Consider the following 16381-nt stretch of genomic DNA (forward strand, 5'->3'; position numbering starts at 1 on the left):
ATCACACATTAGAGGCTGACTATGGGTGGATATAGCTACAGTGAACTCGGTGCCATTTTAGCCATGCAAGGCTTTTCCGGGATCAGTTTATTCAGTGTACTTCTTTTAATGGCATTAGGCTTGGCCATTATTTTTGGCCAAATGGGTGTGATCAATATGGCCCACGGTGAGTTTATGGCAGTGGGAGCATACACCACTTACCTAGTGTCTTCTTTGACAGAAAGTTGGCTTCCAGCTTTTCTTCCTTATTATTTTGTTTTTTCAATTGTGTTGGCTTTTTTAGTGTCAGGCGTATTGGGGTATCTCGCTGAGTTTGTGCTGATTCGTCATTTGTATTCGCGTCCGCTTGATACTTTGCTGGCTACTTGGGGACTCAGTCTGATCATGCAGCAGGCTTTTCGTTCAATATTTGGCGCTCGTGAAGTGAGCCCAACCTTGCCTGATTGGTTGTTAGGTGCCTATCCGGTAACCGATCTCATCGATATTCCGATAAATGGTTTATTTGTATTGGGGTTAACCATAGCGGTTACCTTGGGGGTGTTTTACCTGATGTTTAAATCGAGCTGGGGATTAAAAGTTCGAGCCACCACGCAAAACCGTTCTATGAGTGGCGCGGTTGGTATTAATACTAAACAAATTGATCGTTATACCTTTGCCTTAGGGTGCGGTATTGCCGGTATTGCTGGTGCTGCATTTACCACCATTGCGTCGACGGGCCCAACCACAGGAACCCTCTATATTGTTGATACCTTTATGGTGGTGGTATTTGGTGGCGCTGCCAGCTTGTTGGGCACGATAGCTTCGGCTTTTTCAATTGCTCAAGCGCAATCCATTCTCGAATTTTTCATCAGTGGTTCCATGGCCAAAGTCCTTACTTTATTGGTGTTGGTGGTGATTCTGATGTTTAAGCCTGAGGGATTATTTGCCAGTAAGGTTCGCCGTTAGTCGTCTGTCCTTCTTTTTCTGATGAATAACGAATCTGTTGACCAGGTGATGATGAGTTAAGTCCGGAGTCTGATATGAATTTTGTATATAACAAATTGTTGGGTGTTAGATCAGGGGCAATTGGGTTGCTGGTTCTCTCGATTTTGATACTGATTGTGTTTCCACTTTTTTTGGATAACTTTCGCTTAAACCTAGTGGGTAAATACTTAACCTATGCTTTTGCCGCAATTAGCTTGGTGTTGTTATGGGGATATGGCGGTACTTTGAGTTTAGGGCAAGGCATATTCTTTGGTCTGGGTGGCTATGGAATGGCAATGTTTTTGAAGCTGGAGGCCTCTTCAGCAGAAAATACGGCAATTCAATCAACCCCGGGCATTCCCGATTTTATGGATTGGAACCAGCTGACGGCATTGCCTTGGTTTTGGGAACCTTTCAGTAGCTTTACCTTCACACTGATTGCAATTCTAACCTTGCCCACTTTGTTCGCTTATGTCATTGGGAGTGCCATGTTTAAGCGCCGAGTGGGGGGGGTGTATTTTGCCATCATCACTCAGGTAATTGCGGTTATTTTGACGGTATTAATTGTTGGGCAGCAGGGTTATACCGGTGGCATTAACGGCATCACAGATCTGCGCACTCTGCATGGTTGGGACATTACCTCGGATTCCGCTAAATCGTTGTTTTACTACATTAACTGCATTTTGTTAATAGGGGTAATCCTGTTATCTCGCTTTATTCTGACCAGCAAATTTGGACGTTTATTGTTAGCCATTCGAGATAAAGAAGATCGAGTGCGCTTCTCTGGTTATGACGTTGCTAACTTTAAAATATTTATATTTTGTTTTGCGGCTTTGGTGTCGGCTATTGGCGGTGCCATGTTTACCTTGCAAGTTGGTTTTATGTCACCTTCTTTTGTGGGGATTGTGCCTTCTATCGAAATGGTCATTTTTGCGGCAGTAGGCGGGCGAATGTCATTGATTGGTGTGGTGTATGGCACGTTATTGATCAACTTTGGCAAAACCGCCTTTTCCGAATCTTTTCCAGAGTTATGGCTGTTTTTAATGGGCGGGACTTTCATTGCCGTGGTGATGTTTTTTCCAAATGGGTTGGCGGGTTTATGGAGCCAATACAGCCCCGTCTTAATCAATCGATTTCGTCCGACCTCACAGGCAAAAAGTAAAGCTCAGATAGCGGCTAGCTCTTTAGAAATGAAGTCGTCAGGTTAATGGTCGGCGTGACGTTGAATGCGCTGTGATTGAGCACTAAAGAAGGTGATTTATGACAAATACAGACTTTTCTTTAAGCATCGAAGATTTAACCGTGTCTTTTGATGGTTTTAAAGCCGTTGATAACTTAACCCTTTATATCGACAAAAACGAGCTTCATGTGGTCATTGGGCCAAATGGAGCAGGTAAGACAACGGTACTGGATTTGATTTGCGGAAAAACCAAGTCCACCTCGGGCAGCATTAAATTTTTAAATCAAGAACTCACCACACTGTCGGAGCATGAGATTGTTCGCAAAGGGGTTGGCCGTAAATTTCAAACGCCTTCTATATACGAAAACCTGTCCGTGTTTGAAAACCTTGAGGTGTCCTATCCAGAGGGGCGAGGTGTGTTTGGATCTTTGGCTTTTAAACGCAGCAACAAGGTGATTGCCAAAATTCAGCAGGTTGCTAAGCAGATTATGCTGGAGGAAGAAATGCAAACAGAAGCGGCCTTATTGAGTCATGGCCAAAAGCAATGGTTAGAGATTGGCATGTTATTAATTCAGGATCCTCAGCTGCTTATGTTAGATGAGCCTGTTGCTGGTATGAGTGTCAAAGAACGCGAACAAACCGCTGATTTACTTAACAAAATCAGTCAAGGCCGTTCTGTTTTGGTGATTGAGCATGACATGGAGTTTGTCGAACGAATTGCTCATCGGGTGACCGTATTGCATCAAGGCAAAATTTTGGCGTCTGGAAAAATGGAAGACGTGCAAAAGGATCCAAAAGTGATCGAGGTGTATCTAGGTCATTAATCATGTGGGCACAGCGGTAAGTGAGATCTTTGCCGTTGGGCCGAGGAGGAACAGATGTTAGACGTTCAAAATTTAAAAGTGAGTTACGGACAAAGTGAAGTCATTCATGGCTTGAATTTTTGTGCGGAAAAAAACGAAACCCTTGCCATTATGGGTCGCAATGGTATGGGCAAAACCACTTTATTCAAGTCTCTGATTGGCATTTTGCCGTTAACTGATGGCGACATTCTAGTGGATGGTGTGGACATCTCAAATAAGGAAAGTTATCAGCGGGTGGAAAAGGGGGTGGCTTATGTCCCGCAAGGCAGAATGATTTTCCCCAATTTGACGGTTCAAGAAAATATAGAAACCGGTATGGGGGTGTCAAAGCTGAAGAAGATTCCGGATGACATTTATGCGCTGTTCCCTGTGTTACATGACATGCGTCATCGTAAGGGAGGTAATTTGTCTGGTGGACAGCAACAACAGTTGGCGATTGCTAGGGCGCTGGTAACCAATCCCAAGGTGTTGTTATTGGATGAACCAACAGAAGGCATCCAACCATCCATCATAAAAGACATTGCCAATGTGCTGAATGAAATCAAAAAAATTCGCAATATCACCATCATAGTGTCTGAACAAGTGCTCAGTTTTACCATGGCTGTTGCAGATCGAATTATTGTCATAGACAAGGGAAACTTTATCCATGAAGACCGCAGAGATGACGTGGATATCGAGAAAATTAAAGGCTATCTATCGGTTTAGGGGTGAGGGAATACCTAAACCGTAAATCATCTAAGTACCAATCTAATCTAATATTGAGGAGTACCGAAATGGCAGAAACCATCATAAAAGTAAATCTAAACGAGTCACCATACGATAACGACATGATTCATAACCGATGGCACCCTGATATTCCAATGGCTGCCATGGTGAAGCCAGGGGATGATTTTATCATTGAATGTGTCGATTGGACTGGTGGGCAAATTCACAATAATGATTCTGCGGATGACGTTCGTGATGTGGATTTATCTCAGGTGCATTTTTTATCCGGGCCTGTTGGGGTAGAAGGAGCGGAACCTGGTGATTTGTTAGTCGTCGATATTTTAGATATCGGCACTTTTGAAGATAGCCAATGGGGGTTTAATGGCTTCTTTTCAAAGCAAAATGGTGGAGGTTTTCTAACGGAGCATTTTCCACAAGCACAGAAGTCTATTTGGGATTTTAAAGGCATGTTTACCAGCTCTCGTCACATTCCTGGTGTTGAGTTTGCAGGTCTTATTCATCCCGGGCTTATTGGCTGTTTGCCTTCCAAAGATATGTTAGAGGAATGGAATGTTCGAGAAAAAGCCTTATATGATACTGAGCCAGATCGAACCCCTGAATTAGCCACCTTACCTTATGCTGAGACCGCGCACATGGGGCGTATGACCGGTGATGCGAGAGACGCTGCAGCTGCAGAAGGCGCGCGAACCGTGCCACCACGTGAGCATGGTGGGAACTGTGATATTAAAGACCTTTCTCGTGGTTCAAAGGTCTATTTTCCTGTGTATGTGAAGGACGCAGGTTTGAGTGTTGGAGACTTACATTTCAGTCAAGGCGATGGAGAAATTACCTTCTGTGGGGCCATTGAAATGGCTGGCTGGATTCATATGCGAGTCAGCCTTGTGAAAGAGGGAATGCAGAAATACGGCATAAAAAACCCTATTTTTAAACCCAGCCCGATTACCCCTAAATACGATGATTATTTAATCTTTGAAGGTATTTCCGTTGATGAAGCTGGTAAACAGCATTATTTGGATGTTCATATTGCATATCGACAAGCCTGCTTAAACGCCATTAAATATCTGACCAAGTTTGGTTACAGTGAAGCCCAGGCTTACGCGATTCTTGGATGCGCTCCCGTCCAAGGACATATTAGTGGTGTTGTTGATATACCCAATGCCTGCGCTACTTTATGGTTGCCCACTGATATATTTGATTTTGATGTACAGCCTAATGCAGAAGGACCGGAAATTCACTTAGACGGTAGTGTGGATATTCCACTTTCAGCGGACAAATAATTAGGAGCAGCACATGCCTATCTATGATTTTAAATGCGCTGAACATGGTATGTTTCATGAGCTGGTGCCTTTAGACAGAGCAGGAGAAGCGTTTCCCTGTCCTAAATGTCATACCTTGTGTACCCCTGTGATTTTAGTGGCGCCGCATGTTATAGCCATGTCGCCTTCAGCCTATGAAGCCGCCGAAAAAAATGAGCAAGCACAACATCAGCCTCTGATATCGACGGAAGATTCGCGAGCAGAAGCACAAGAGAAACAGGAGTTCTTATTACAAAAAAAGGCTCATAAAAGTCATTCTTGTGACTGTTCAGAGCATAGGTCAGAACAAAGTGCATTAAAAAAACAGGTGGTCTTGTTACCTGACGGCAGTAAAGTTTTCCCTTCTCAACGGCCATGGATGATTAGTCATTAATAGGGTAAACAATAGGAAGTGTATAAGGAAGCTGCGAATAAGTATTTTCAACGTCCACTTTCCCTATAAAAAAAGCATAAACAGAAAGGCGTATTTGAATATGCCTTTCTGTTTTCTTTTATCAACAATAGGGGTTAAATATGATTACTTCCAATCCAAAGGATATCATCATGTTTATCGCAATGAATCGATTCAAAATAAAACTGGGATGCGAACAAGAGTTTATTGAGATCTGGAAAAACCGAGATTCTCACTTGAAAGACGTGCCAGGCTTTAAGACATTTAACTTGCTTCAAGGTGATACGAACGAAGAATTCACCTTGTTTTCTTCGCATGCGACTTGGGCGTCACGAGAAGCATTCGAAGCTTGGACGAAATCAGAAGCATTTCGTAAGGCACATGCGAATGCCGGGAGTCGCAGAGAGGTCTATATAGGGCATCCACAATTAGAATGTTTTGAAGCTGTTTTGTAGGGAAATAGTTTTTTTGTATTTATATATTAATTTTAATTAATTTTTTATTTTTTTGTGATTCTTCTAAAGTATGACACATGGAGTAAGGCGACTGGCGCTAATCTCACCACCTATTTGAAGGAGATCAAGATGAAAAATTACACACTATATTGCGCAACAAATGATGGCGTGTGCCGTTTGGCAGAAGATACCTTGATGCGCAATAACATTGTATTTGAGACGGTTAGTATAGAAGCTTCTGAATCCTCTAAGGTTTCCAAAGCTGAACTTATTTGCATGATTGGTCAGGAGCTAGCCAAAGTACCTCAATTGTTCTATGGCTCTGAATATGTCGGTAATTATCATGACCTGCAAAGACAGTTAAAGCCAGTCTAGTCTTTCATATTTTGAAATAATGCCGATATCGCCAGAGTCAGTAACATGCGCAGTATAAAAACTCTTCTATAGTTGCAGACTCCCGCATTACTTCAAGGAGCCATCAAAGCTTATCCGACTACTGGACAAGCTATTGTTTGCAGCCGCATCACTTTTTGTCTTGCAGATTTCTTTGCTTGTTGATTATTTTCAACCCTCTTACTGAGCCTATTTAGTCGACCAAATAGCACATAGAAGATTATTGAAACTGCTCAATGGCACTTTGACCATAGACCTGAATGATGAGTGCTCTTGATTATTCATCACAAGACCATTGCTTTGTCTGAAGGCTATTACCCTCGGTTATCTTTCTCTGTATGAATCATTAGTAAGTGCGTTATTGTGTTGATTCTCCCTACTTTGTATATTGTCCGTGCTATGTTCCTCTCTAAATCAACCACTTTTGTCTACAAGGGAAGTCACCATGATAACAGTTCATCATTTGGAAAACTCTCGCTCTCAGCGTATTTTGTGGCTATTGGAAGAGCTCAATCTCGACTATGAAATCGTCGAATATAAACGTGACCCAGAAACCGCATCGGCACCAGAGTCGCTGAAAAAAGTACACCCTCTCGGTAAAGCCCCCGTCATAACCGACGGTGACAATACCATTGCTGAGTCTGGCGCTATCATTGAATACCTGCTTGATACATACGATTCGGAACAAGGCTTACGCCCCGCGCAAGGTCAAGCTTTGTTGGATTACCGCTTTTGGCTGCATTTTGCCGAAGGGTCTTTAATGCCTTTATTAGTGATGAAATTGGTAATGACCAGAGTACCTAAAAACCCCATGCCCTTTTTTATCAAACCCATTGCCAAAGCGTTAACAGATAAAGTTCAGCAAAAGTTCATTTTACCTCGCTTACAGCCACAGTTGGACTTCATCGAAGCCACGTTAGGAGAACGCGAATGGTTTACGGGTGACCTTATGAGCGCGGCAGACATTCAAATGAGTTTTCCCTTGCAAGCGTCCAGTTCTCGTATGAATTTAGACAAGTATCCGAATATTCGTCGTTTCCTTGCCGCAGTGGAAAAGCAACCTGGTTATCAACGGGCTTTAGCCAAGGGTGGTGCTTTCACCACACTGTGATGTTCGAAGTCTTGTTCCGGTGTCTGAGCTTGGTGCTATGATCTGAGCTTATTTTTTATCTATAGATAATGCAGGGGGGCAGCATGTCGCAACCGGTTCGGTTATTCAGTTTAGCTATTGCACTGGTGTGCATTTTACTGGCGTTAAATTTTGGTTTGCGCTCGTCCATGGGTTTTTTTATGGCGCCGATTTCTGAGGAATTTGGTTATGGACGTGAGGTGTTTGCCTTTGCTTTGGCGCTACAGAATTTGTGTTGGGGCTTGTTTCAACCGTTAGCAGGTGCCTTTTCGGACCGTTTCGGTACCTTGAAAACTTTGTTTATTGGTGCGGCGTTATACGCTTTGGGGTTGTATGTCACAACCGATGCTGGCAGCGTCACCAGTTTAAATGTGGGGGCCGGTATGTTGATGGGCATGGGTATAGCTGCCACGGGTTTTGGGGTTGTTTTGCCGGCTTTGGCGAGAATGGTCGCGCCGGAAAAGCGCTCTTTTGCGTTGGGTCTTGGTAGTGCTGCGGGTTCGGCTGGGCAACTTCTGGTAATCCCTGTAGCGCAAGGTTTTATTGCCGCCTACGGTTGGAGTACTGCTTTGCTGTTATTGGCCGGTTGTGCTTTGTTGATGGTGTTATTGTCGAGTCCATTTCGTCATGAAAAGCAATCTGGCTCGACACCAAGAGTAACGTCAGAAAACACGCAAACCATGACTCAGGCATTGAAAGAAGCTGGTGCGTATTCCCATTATTGGTTGTTGGTGGTGGGCTTTTTTGTTTGTGGTTTTCAGTTGGCTTTCATTACAGTGCATATGCCGGCTTTCTTGTCGGATGAGGGCTTTTCCTCCGACGTGGCAGTGGCCAGTTTATCCTTGATTGGTTTGTTTAATATCTTTGGTTGTTTATTGGCGGGCAGCTGGGCTGGTATATACTCGAAAAAGAAATTACTGACCATTATCTATGCGTTACGAGCTGTGGTGATTGCACTCTTTATGGTGTTTCCAATGACAGATTGGTCTGTGTATCTCTTCTCTATTGTGACGGGATTGCTTTGGTTGGCTACCGTACCGCCCACCTCTGGTTTGGTCGCACAGATGTTTGGATTGCGATATATGGGAATGCTGTACGGCATTGTTTTCCTAGGCCACCAACTTGGCTCATTCAGCGGAGTTTGGTTGGGTGGATACTTGTATGATCATACCGGCTCTTATGATGTCGTGTGGTGGGCAGCCTGTATCATTGCTTTGATTACGGCCTTGATTCACATTGTGATTGATGAACGCCCGGTGGCTCGTTTGCGTGCTCAAATGGCTTAAATGGTCGCTAACTGATTGATTTTATATTAGGGATATTTTGTTAACTTTGTTAAGTCTGCTTGATAAAGCTGTCCATCACTACCAATATAAAGAAATGAGAAGACAGATGAAAAGTAACAAAAAGGAGGAGGGCGATCATGCAGTTTGAAGATCGCGTAGATGCGCGCGTAGATGCTTTAGTAGCGCCAAAAGGTGCTTTGGAAATGTTATCAAAAGATGAAATGGCGCGTTTGTCTGAGGAATCAGGGCCACTTCATGATTTATTCCACCGTTGTGCCTTGGCCATTTTAAATTGCGGCAGTGACTCGGATGATCCGCAGGCCATTATGGACGAATATCGTGACTTTGATATTCAAATTGTTCAACAAGAGCGAGGCGTTAAGCTGCAGTTGAAAAATGCACCAAGCAGTGCTTTTGTTGACGGTAAGATGATTAGCAGTGTGCGTGAAATGTTGTTCAGTGTATTACGTGACATCATTTTCACGCATCACGAGTATGATTTGGAAAATGGCCTGAAAAACGCCAGCCCTGACAAACTGACAAATGTGGTGTTTGAGCTGTTACGTAATGCAGACGTCTTTCGTCGTATTCAAAACCCAGATTTGATTGTCTGTTGGGGAGGTCATTCTATTGCTCGCCACGAGTACGATTATACCAAGCGGGTTGGCCATGAATTGGGCTTACGTGATCTGAATATTTGTACTGGCTGTGGACCTGGTGCCATGAAGGGGCCAATGAAAGGGGCTGCCATCGCTCATGCTAAGCAGCGTATTAAAGATGGTGTCTACTTGGGGCTGACAGAACCAGGCATTATCGCGGCGGAATCGCCTAATCCGATTGTCAATCAATTGGTGATCATGCCTGACATAGAAAAGCGTTTAGAGGCTTTTGTGCGAGCTGGACACGGTATCGTTGTCTTTCCTGGTGGCGCCGGCACCGCGGAGGAAATTCTTTATATTTTGGGAATTTTATTGCACCCTAAAAATGCCAATATTCCTTTCCCATTGGTGTTTACTGGACCAAAAGAGAGTGCGGATTACTTCGAACAGATTCATGCCTTTATTGGTGAAGCATTAGGGACTGAGGCACAGAGCAAATATCAGATTGTCATTGATGATGAAGTGGCGGTTGCGCGCATCATGAAACAAGGCATGGAAGAGGTTCGAGCCTATCGCAAAGCTCATCAGGATGCCTTTTACTACAATTGGAAGTTGTACATTCCGGAAGAGTTTCAACGTCCTTTTGAACCTACTCATGAGAATGTACGTAGTTTAAACCTGCATTATGGAGAAGCGGTGCATTTGCTCGCTGCCGATCTGCGTCGCGCGTTTTCGTCTATTGTGGCGGGGAATGTGAAGGCTCAAGGTGTGGCGTACATTAAGGAGTTTGGCCCATTTGAGATTCACGGTGATAAAGCCTTGTTGGCTAAATTGGATGTGCTGCTACAAGCCTTCGTTGATCAACAACGCATGAAATTACCCGGAACGGCTTACGTGCCCTGCTACAAGGTGATCACGGATTAGTTATTTGTATAACTGGTATAGGTAATAAACAAAAATGCGCTCAACCTGGTTGAGCGCATTTTTTGATGCTATTTGTTTCTTATTAAAAGCTTCTCTTCTATTTAGCGCATTCAGCCAAATACTGACCAGCCAATACTTTCGGACAGTGCTTCTAGTGCCGCCATACCAGCAAGTGAGTTGCCTGACTTATTGAGTTCAGGAGACCAAACGCATACAGAAAACTGATTAGGTACGATGGCGATGATGCCACCGCCAACGCCGCTTTTGCCCGGTAAGCCAACACGGTAGGCAAAATTGCCTGCTTCGTCGTATAAACCGCTGGTGGCCAATAAACCATTGATTTGAGTGGTTTCTCTGGGGCTTAAGATTTGCTCATTAGAAAGTTGCGAGTAACCTTTATTAGCCAGAAAACTGAAGGCTTTGGCAAGATCAATGCAGCTCATGCGCACCGCACAGTTATCGAAATAGCTATGCAGAACGGCTTCCACGTCATTTTCGAAGTTACCAAAAGCTTTCATTAAATAGGCCATGGACGCGTTACGAGCGCGAAATTCGTATTCAGAGTCCGATACAATTTTATCGGATTGAATATGCGGGTTATCCGCCAAGCGACGGATGAATTCGCGCATAGCGTAATGAGGTGAAGCAAAGCGTGATTGGTTCATATCACTGATCACTAAAGCTCCAGCATTGATGAAGGGGTTTCTTGGCACACCCGCTTCATACTCCAGTTGTACCAAAGAATTAAAGGGGTTGCCGGATGGCTCTCGACCGACCCGTTGCCACATACTCTCGCCATAGTGTTTGATGGCTAAAGTGAGGCTGAATACCTTTGAAATACTCTGTATGGAGAATTCAGTATCCGCTTGGCCAGCCTGATATAAGCGACCATTATTACTGTATATAGCGATGCCAAACTGATTGGGATCAACCTCAGCAAGGGCTGGGATGTAATCGGCAACTTTGCCTTGACCTATTAAGGGGCGAACTTTCTTTTCGATGGACTGAAGTAAGGCTTCCACGTTTTTCTCAATCTTATTATGGTTATTTAAGAGGGTTCTGAAGGAAGGCTAGTATAGGTGTTTAGCACTGGAATACCAGTGCTAAACAGCGCTTTAATTAGGTTGAGCCTTAATCCAGTCAACATGCTGTAATATCAGTTGACCAGAGATAGTGGCAGCGTTTGGAATCATGGGTAACTCATCAATGTGCCACCAGTCTGCCTCTTCAATTTCACCAGGTGCAGGAGTAATTTCCCCTGCTTGGTAATCGGCAAAGAAGCCGGTCATGAGTTGATGAGGAAAGGACCAAGGTTGGCTGCTTATGTAGCGAATATTTTTGACCGCAATGCCCACTTCTTCTCTGACTTCACGGGCCACAGCTTGCTCCAAGGTTTCGCCTGCTTCAACAAACCCTGCAATGTTACTGTAACGGTCTTTTGGTGCTTGTGGGCCGCGAGCGAGCAGAATGCGATTGTCATAACGAATGGACACGATCACACACGGCGAAATACGCGGATAGTGTCTGAGATTGCATTTAGGGCAAATCTTGGTGTGTTCTTTATTGTGCTTTTCCTGTAAGCCTGTTCCACAACGACCACAAAACTGATGATCTCTGTCCCAAGTAGACAGCTGATGAGCACGACTGAGTAAAATGAAGTGGTCATGATTTTGCAGAAACAAGAGTTCGCGTAGACTCATTTCCTTGAAGCCTTTCGGCACCTTGTCAAAACGGCAAACAAATACGTCTTGGCCGTGCCATTGACCACAATACACCGCGCCCATATTGGCGTTAGGTTGAAAATGATGGAAGGGAATTAAGAACTGCAGATCCGCTTCGACCAGTACTTGTTGACGATGTAACAAAATATAGAGCGCATCTTGATGTGGTCGTGGATGCGTTTGTGTGCCAATTTCTAACATGTTACCGCTCAGTTTTGCGTCGAAAAGAATTACGCTAACGCGATCAAGTTTGCAACGCAAGTGTCTCAGGAGGTTAAATGGTTAATTCCAGTTTAGGATCACTTTTCCAGATTGGCCTGATGCCATGCTGTCGAAACCTTTCTGAAAATCATCGATTGAAAAACGATGGGTAATAATAGGGCTAATGTCGAGGCCAGATTGCAGCATGGCCACCATTTTGTACCAAGTTTCGTACATTTCACGGCCATATATGCCTTTAATGACTAAGCCTTTAAAGATGACCTGATTCCAATCGATCAGGGTGTTTTTTCCAAGAATGCCCAACATGGCAACCTTGCCTCCATGGTTCATGTTTTCCAGCATGGAACGAAATGCTTGATCGTTGCCAGACATTTCCATTCCTACATCAAAGCCCTCGCTCATACCCAAATCTAACATCACATCATTTAGGGACTCCTTTATAACATTGACGGTACGAGTCGCGCCCATGTTCTTGGCGAGTGCTAAGCGGAAGTCGTTGATGTCGGTGATTACCACATTGCGCGCACCCACGTGTTTGGCGATAGCGGCAGCCATGGCGCCAATGGGGCCTGCGCCTGTGATTAATACGTCTTCACCTATTAAATCAAAAGAAAGGGCGGTGTGAGCTGCGTTGCCAAAGGGATCAAAAATAGCCGCCAGCTCATCACTGATATTGTTAGGAATTTTAAAGGCGTTACTGGCCGGAATGGCTAAATATTCAGCAAAAGCACCGCTGCGATTGACGCCGACACCAAGGGTTTTACGACATAGATGACGGCGCCCCGCTCGACAATTACGGCAATGACCACAGGTTATGTGACCTTCCCCTGAGACACGATCGCCTATGGTAAAACCACTGACTTCTGGACCAATTTCGACGATTTCGCCAACAAATTCATGACCTATTGTCATAGGAACAGGAATGGTGTTTTGTGACCATTCATCCCAGTGATAAATATGCATGTCGGTGCCACAAATGGCTGTTTTGCGTATCTTGATAATGACATCATTATGACTGCATTCAGGGTAATCGGCTTGAGTTAACCAGATGCCTTCTTCGGCGTGCAGTTTGGCTAGTGTTTTCATAGCAATTCCCCTCTTTAAATAATGTTCAGTTCCTTACCAACTTTGGCAAAGGCTTGAAGGGCTTGGTCTAGCTGTTGCTTAGTATGAGCGGCAGACATTTGCGTACGAATTCTGGCTTTGCCCATAGGTACCACTGGGAAGGAGAATCCGGTAACAAAGATACCTTCCTTATACAACGCGTTTGCCATATCTTGTGCGAGCTTGGCGTCGCCCAACATAACGGGAATAATAGGGTGGTCGCCAGGCACTAATTCAAAGCCCAATTTGCTCATCTCGGAGCGAAAATATAGGCTGTTCTTTTTGAGTTGTTGACGCGCTTGGCCACCTTGTTTGATTTGTTCCATAATAGCCAGACTGGTTGCGGTAATCACAGGCGCTAAAGCATTTGAGAATAAATAGGGGCGCGAGCGCTGACGCAGCCAATCAACAACGTCTTTTGAGGCACTAGTATAACCACCAGAAGCGCCTCCTAAGGCTTTACCTAGGGTGCCGGTAATAATGTCGACGCGTCCCATAACCTGACAATATTCATGACTGCCCCGGCCTTGTTCTCCTAAAAATCCAACGGCATGAGAATCGTCTACCATGACAAGGGCATCATATTGATCCGCGAGGTCACAGATGCTGTGTAAATCTGCAATGATGCCGTCCATTGAAAATACACCGTCAGTTACGATGAGTTTGGTTTTAGCGTCATTTTTATCCGCGTCTTGAAGCGCCGCTTCCAGTTCGCTCATGTTGTTGTTTGCGTAGCGATAGCGTCGTGCTTTAGACAAGCGGATGCCATCAATGATGCTAGCGTGATTTAACGCGTCGCTTATGATGGCGTCATCTTCATCAAGCAGAGTTTCAAATAAACCGCCATTTGCATCGAAGCAAGAAGAATACAAAATGGTGGCCTCCATTCCTAAAAAATTGCTAATGCTGCTTTCTAGTGCTTCATGAATACTTTGCGTACCGCAAATGAAGCGCACGGATGCCATGCCATAACCAAATGTGTCTAAGGCTTGGTGAGCGGCTTGTTTTACTTTTTCGTCATTAGCTAAGCCTAAATAGTTGTTGGCGCACAGGTTGATGACGGGGCGTTGATCTGTTGTTTCTACCAAGCTGGCTTGTGGTGAAATCATTGGACGTTCTTGCTTGTATAAGCCTTGTTTTTTTAGTTCGGCTAATTGATTTTTCAAGCCTTGGTAAAAGTTGGTTTTGCTCATACTCTTCTCCATTCGAAGATAAATTGACTATGTCTTGAGTGTAGAAGTCTGTCATTAAGAAAAGTAGATGCAGTGGCATAGCAAAATGACCATAACAGTTTTCTTAAAGTGAAAGGGTCGCGTAGAATGGAGCAAGTTTTAATCAAAGAGGATGTGACATGTTGTCAAAGGTTTTTAAAAGGATGATGCAATCTAGCCTGCTGGTAAGTAGCATTGGAATGAGTGTCGCGCTGCAAGCGCAAGATTATTTGCCTATTTTGCAATATCACCATGTGAGCGAAACAACCCCTAGATCGACTTCTTTAAGTCCCGCTGAGTTTATCGGACATATGGATTATTTGGAAAGTGCAGGTTTTGAAGTCGTTGATTTACGTACTGCCTTAAACAAAATTAAAGTCAATAGCCCTTTACCTGAGAAAGCGGTAGCCATCACATTCGATGATTCATATCGTGATATTTACACTGGCGCATTCCCTATTCTGGCAGAACGCGAATATCCTTTTACCGTCTTTATTAATACTGAACCTGTTTTAGCTAAGCGCAGCAGTGCGTTAACTTGGGAACAGATGAAAGAGATGGAAAAGTCGGGCGCTGTGTTTGCAAATCATACGGTTAATCACCCTTATATGACTCGTAAGGAAGAGGGTGAAACGAATGACGCTTGGTTGTCACGTATGGCACAAGAGGTAGACAGGGTTGAAGATCTCTTGCTTGAAGAATTAGATTTCACTCCAAAAATGTTTGCTTATCCATACGGTGAATCGAATCAAGCGATTCGAAATATCATGAAAGACAGAGGCATTATGGCGTTTGGGCAGCAATCAGGAGTCGTGAGTATTGATTCTGATTTTGAGAATTTGCCACGTTTTCCTGCCTCAGGGGTGTATGCCAATTTGGCGACATTAAAGACCAAGTTAAATTCACAACCCATGCCGTTATTAAATGCGGATGCAGGAGGTGATTTGGCAGGTAGTGATCCGGTTTCGATTCGTTTGACCTTTAAAGACGGCAAGTATCGTTTCAAGGACTTAGCTTGTTATGTTTCAGGGCAAGGTAAAGCCAATTTGGAATGGGTAGCGGACAATCAAGTGTTGGCAACGGCTCCGCAAGCGTTTGGCAGTGGACGTGGACGTATTAACTGTACTATGCCAGATAGCACTGGTCGTCGTTACTATTGGTATTCCAATGTTTGGATTCGTCCAGCAGCGGGTCAAAACTATGTGAGCGAAAAAAGTTAACTTTTTTTCAAAAAAAATGTTGCACTGAAATTTCAAATCAGTAATATACACCTCGCTCGCAACGGAGGGGTGGCAGAGTGGTTTAATGCACCGGTCTTGAAAACCGGCGTAGGTTAGTAGCCTACCGAGAGTTCGAATCTCTCCTCCTCCGCCATTTTTTAAAGGGGTTCTCTTAAAAAAACACGTTGCGGCGAAGATAAAATTAGTTCCTCGATAGCTCAGTTGGTAGAGCAAATGACTGTTAATCATTGGGTCACTGGTTCGAGTCCAGTTCGAGGAGCCATCGGAGTATAGCGCAGTCTGGTAGCGCGCCTGCTTTGGGAGCAGGATGTCGGGGGTTCGAATCCCTCTACTCCGACCATTTTATCATTCATTTTAGTAGTGGTGGGCGTAGCTCAGTTGGTAGAGCTATGGATTGTGATTCCATCGGTCGTGGGTTCGAGCCCCATCGTCCACCCCATTACTATGATAGTTGGGTCGTTAGCTCAGTTGGTAGAGCAGTTGACTTTTAATCAATTGGTCACTGGTTCGAATCCAGTACGACCCACCAGCTATATCTGATGCAAAATCTGCACTAATCTGATTAATTCCTCGATAGCTCAGTTGGTAGAGCAAATGACTGTTAATCATTGGGTCACTGGTTCGAGTCCAGTTCGAGGAGCCATCGGAGTATAGCGC

Annotated in this window: 16 protein-coding genes and 6 tRNA genes; 18 read left to right on the top strand and 4 right to left on the bottom strand. The window is 44.3% G+C overall.

The genetic code is table 11. The annotated features are described in order from the left end of the window. The first annotated feature begins 21 nt into the window (after positions 1–21). The 11 genes from urtB (at position 22) to ppnN (ending at position 10225) form a co-directional block, all read left to right on the top strand. Positions 22–945, top strand: coding sequence for an urea ABC transporter permease subunit UrtB (gene urtB, locus ACXAH2_RS07255; protein ID WP_475077523.1), 924 nt, complete (start codon positions 22–24; stop codon positions 943–945). A 74-nt stretch (positions 946–1019) separates the two neighbouring features. Continuing rightward, positions 1020–2171 carry an urea ABC transporter permease subunit UrtC gene (gene urtC / locus ACXAH2_RS07260; protein ID WP_475077524.1) on the top strand — a complete coding sequence of 384 codons (1152 nt, stop codon included), beginning with the start codon at positions 1020–1022 and terminating at the stop codon, positions 2169–2171. Positions 2172–2223: 52 nt separating this feature from the next. Continuing rightward, the gene (gene urtD / locus ACXAH2_RS07265) at positions 2224–2967 is read left to right on the top strand and encodes an urea ABC transporter ATP-binding protein UrtD (protein ID WP_475077526.1); all 744 of its coding nucleotides are present in this window, start codon (positions 2224–2226) and stop codon (positions 2965–2967) included. A gap of 54 nt (positions 2968–3021) precedes the next feature. Continuing rightward, positions 3022–3711 (top strand): urea ABC transporter ATP-binding subunit UrtE, encoded by a 690-nt coding sequence (gene urtE / locus ACXAH2_RS07270; protein ID WP_475077527.1) that lies wholly within the window; start codon positions 3022–3024, stop codon positions 3709–3711. A gap of 68 nt (positions 3712–3779) precedes the next feature. Further along, positions 3780–5009 (top strand): formamidase, encoded by a 1230-nt coding sequence (gene fmdA, locus ACXAH2_RS07275; RefSeq protein ID WP_475077528.1) that lies wholly within the window; start codon positions 3780–3782, stop codon positions 5007–5009. 13 nt (positions 5010–5022) lie between these two features. Next, on the top strand, positions 5023–5421 hold the full coding sequence (locus ACXAH2_RS07280; protein WP_475077530.1) for a zinc ribbon domain-containing protein: 399 nt from the start codon (positions 5023–5025) through the stop codon (positions 5419–5421). A 170-nt stretch (positions 5422–5591) separates the two neighbouring features. Then, positions 5592–5894 carry a heme-degrading protein HmuQ gene (gene hmuQ / locus ACXAH2_RS07285; protein ID WP_475077549.1) on the top strand — a complete coding sequence of 101 codons (303 nt, stop codon included), beginning with the start codon at positions 5592–5594 and terminating at the stop codon, positions 5892–5894. Between the two features lie 129 nt (positions 5895–6023). Continuing rightward, positions 6024–6269, top strand: a complete 246-nt coding sequence (locus ACXAH2_RS07290) for a hypothetical protein (RefSeq protein ID WP_475077531.1) — start codon at positions 6024–6026, stop codon at positions 6267–6269. A gap of 463 nt (positions 6270–6732) precedes the next feature. Next, positions 6733–7398: a glutathione S-transferase family protein gene (locus ACXAH2_RS07295; protein WP_475077533.1), complete on the top strand. Its 666-nt coding sequence runs from the start codon at positions 6733–6735 to the stop codon at positions 7396–7398. Positions 7399–7481: 83 nt separating this feature from the next. After that, positions 7482–8702 carry an MFS transporter gene (locus tag ACXAH2_RS07300; RefSeq protein ID WP_475077535.1) on the top strand — a complete coding sequence of 407 codons (1221 nt, stop codon included), beginning with the start codon at positions 7482–7484 and terminating at the stop codon, positions 8700–8702. A 137-nt stretch (positions 8703–8839) separates the two neighbouring features. Further along, positions 8840–10225: a nucleotide 5'-monophosphate nucleosidase PpnN gene (ppnN, locus tag ACXAH2_RS07305; RefSeq protein ID WP_475077537.1), complete on the top strand. Its 1386-nt coding sequence runs from the start codon at positions 8840–8842 to the stop codon at positions 10223–10225. 110 nt (positions 10226–10335) lie between these two features. Here ppnN and glsB read toward each other — a convergent pair whose 3' ends face one another. The 4 genes from glsB to ACXAH2_RS07325 form a co-directional block, all read right to left on the bottom strand. Further along, complete coding sequence (gene glsB / locus ACXAH2_RS07310) at positions 10336–11247, bottom strand: glutaminase B (protein WP_475077539.1); 912 nt, start codon at positions 11245–11247, stop codon at positions 10336–10338. Positions 11248–11340: 93 nt separating this feature from the next. Beyond that, on the bottom strand, positions 11341–12147 hold the full coding sequence (gene nudC, locus ACXAH2_RS07315) for an NAD(+) diphosphatase (RefSeq protein ID WP_475077540.1): 807 nt from the start codon (positions 12145–12147) through the stop codon (positions 11341–11343). An 81-nt stretch (positions 12148–12228) separates the two neighbouring features. Continuing rightward, positions 12229–13254: an L-threonine 3-dehydrogenase gene (tdh, locus tag ACXAH2_RS07320; RefSeq protein ID WP_475077542.1), complete on the bottom strand. Its 1026-nt coding sequence runs from the start codon at positions 13252–13254 to the stop codon at positions 12229–12231. A gap of 14 nt (positions 13255–13268) precedes the next feature. Continuing rightward, a complete protein-coding gene (locus ACXAH2_RS07325; protein WP_475077543.1) occupies positions 13269–14465 on the bottom strand; it encodes a glycine C-acetyltransferase in 1197 nt (398 codons plus the stop codon). A gap of 182 nt (positions 14466–14647) precedes the next feature. Between ACXAH2_RS07325 and ACXAH2_RS07330 the strand changes: the two genes are divergently transcribed. The 7 genes from ACXAH2_RS07330 to ACXAH2_RS07360 all read left to right on the top strand — a co-directional run bounded on the left by ACXAH2_RS07330 (position 14648) and on the right by ACXAH2_RS07360 (position 16367). Then, positions 14648–15703, top strand: a complete 1056-nt coding sequence (locus ACXAH2_RS07330; protein ID WP_475077544.1) for a polysaccharide deacetylase family protein — start codon at positions 14648–14650, stop codon at positions 15701–15703. A 63-nt stretch (positions 15704–15766) separates the two neighbouring features. Next, a tRNA-Ser gene (locus ACXAH2_RS07335) sits at positions 15767–15857 on the top strand. 53 nt (positions 15858–15910) lie between these two features. Continuing rightward, a tRNA-Asn gene (locus ACXAH2_RS07340) sits at positions 15911–15986 on the top strand. A gap of 1 nt (position 15987) precedes the next feature. Next, positions 15988–16064, top strand: a tRNA-Pro gene (locus ACXAH2_RS07345). Between the two features lie 23 nt (positions 16065–16087). Next, positions 16088–16163 (top strand) — tRNA-His (locus ACXAH2_RS07350). Between the two features lie 14 nt (positions 16164–16177). Beyond that, positions 16178–16253, top strand: a tRNA-Lys gene (locus ACXAH2_RS07355). Positions 16254–16291: 38 nt separating this feature from the next. Further along, positions 16292–16367: transfer RNA gene (locus tag ACXAH2_RS07360), tRNA-Asn, on the top strand. Positions 16368–16381 lie beyond the last annotated feature (14 nt).

It is taken from the genome of Marinomonas sp. ABL3_031, from assembly GCF_056161265.1.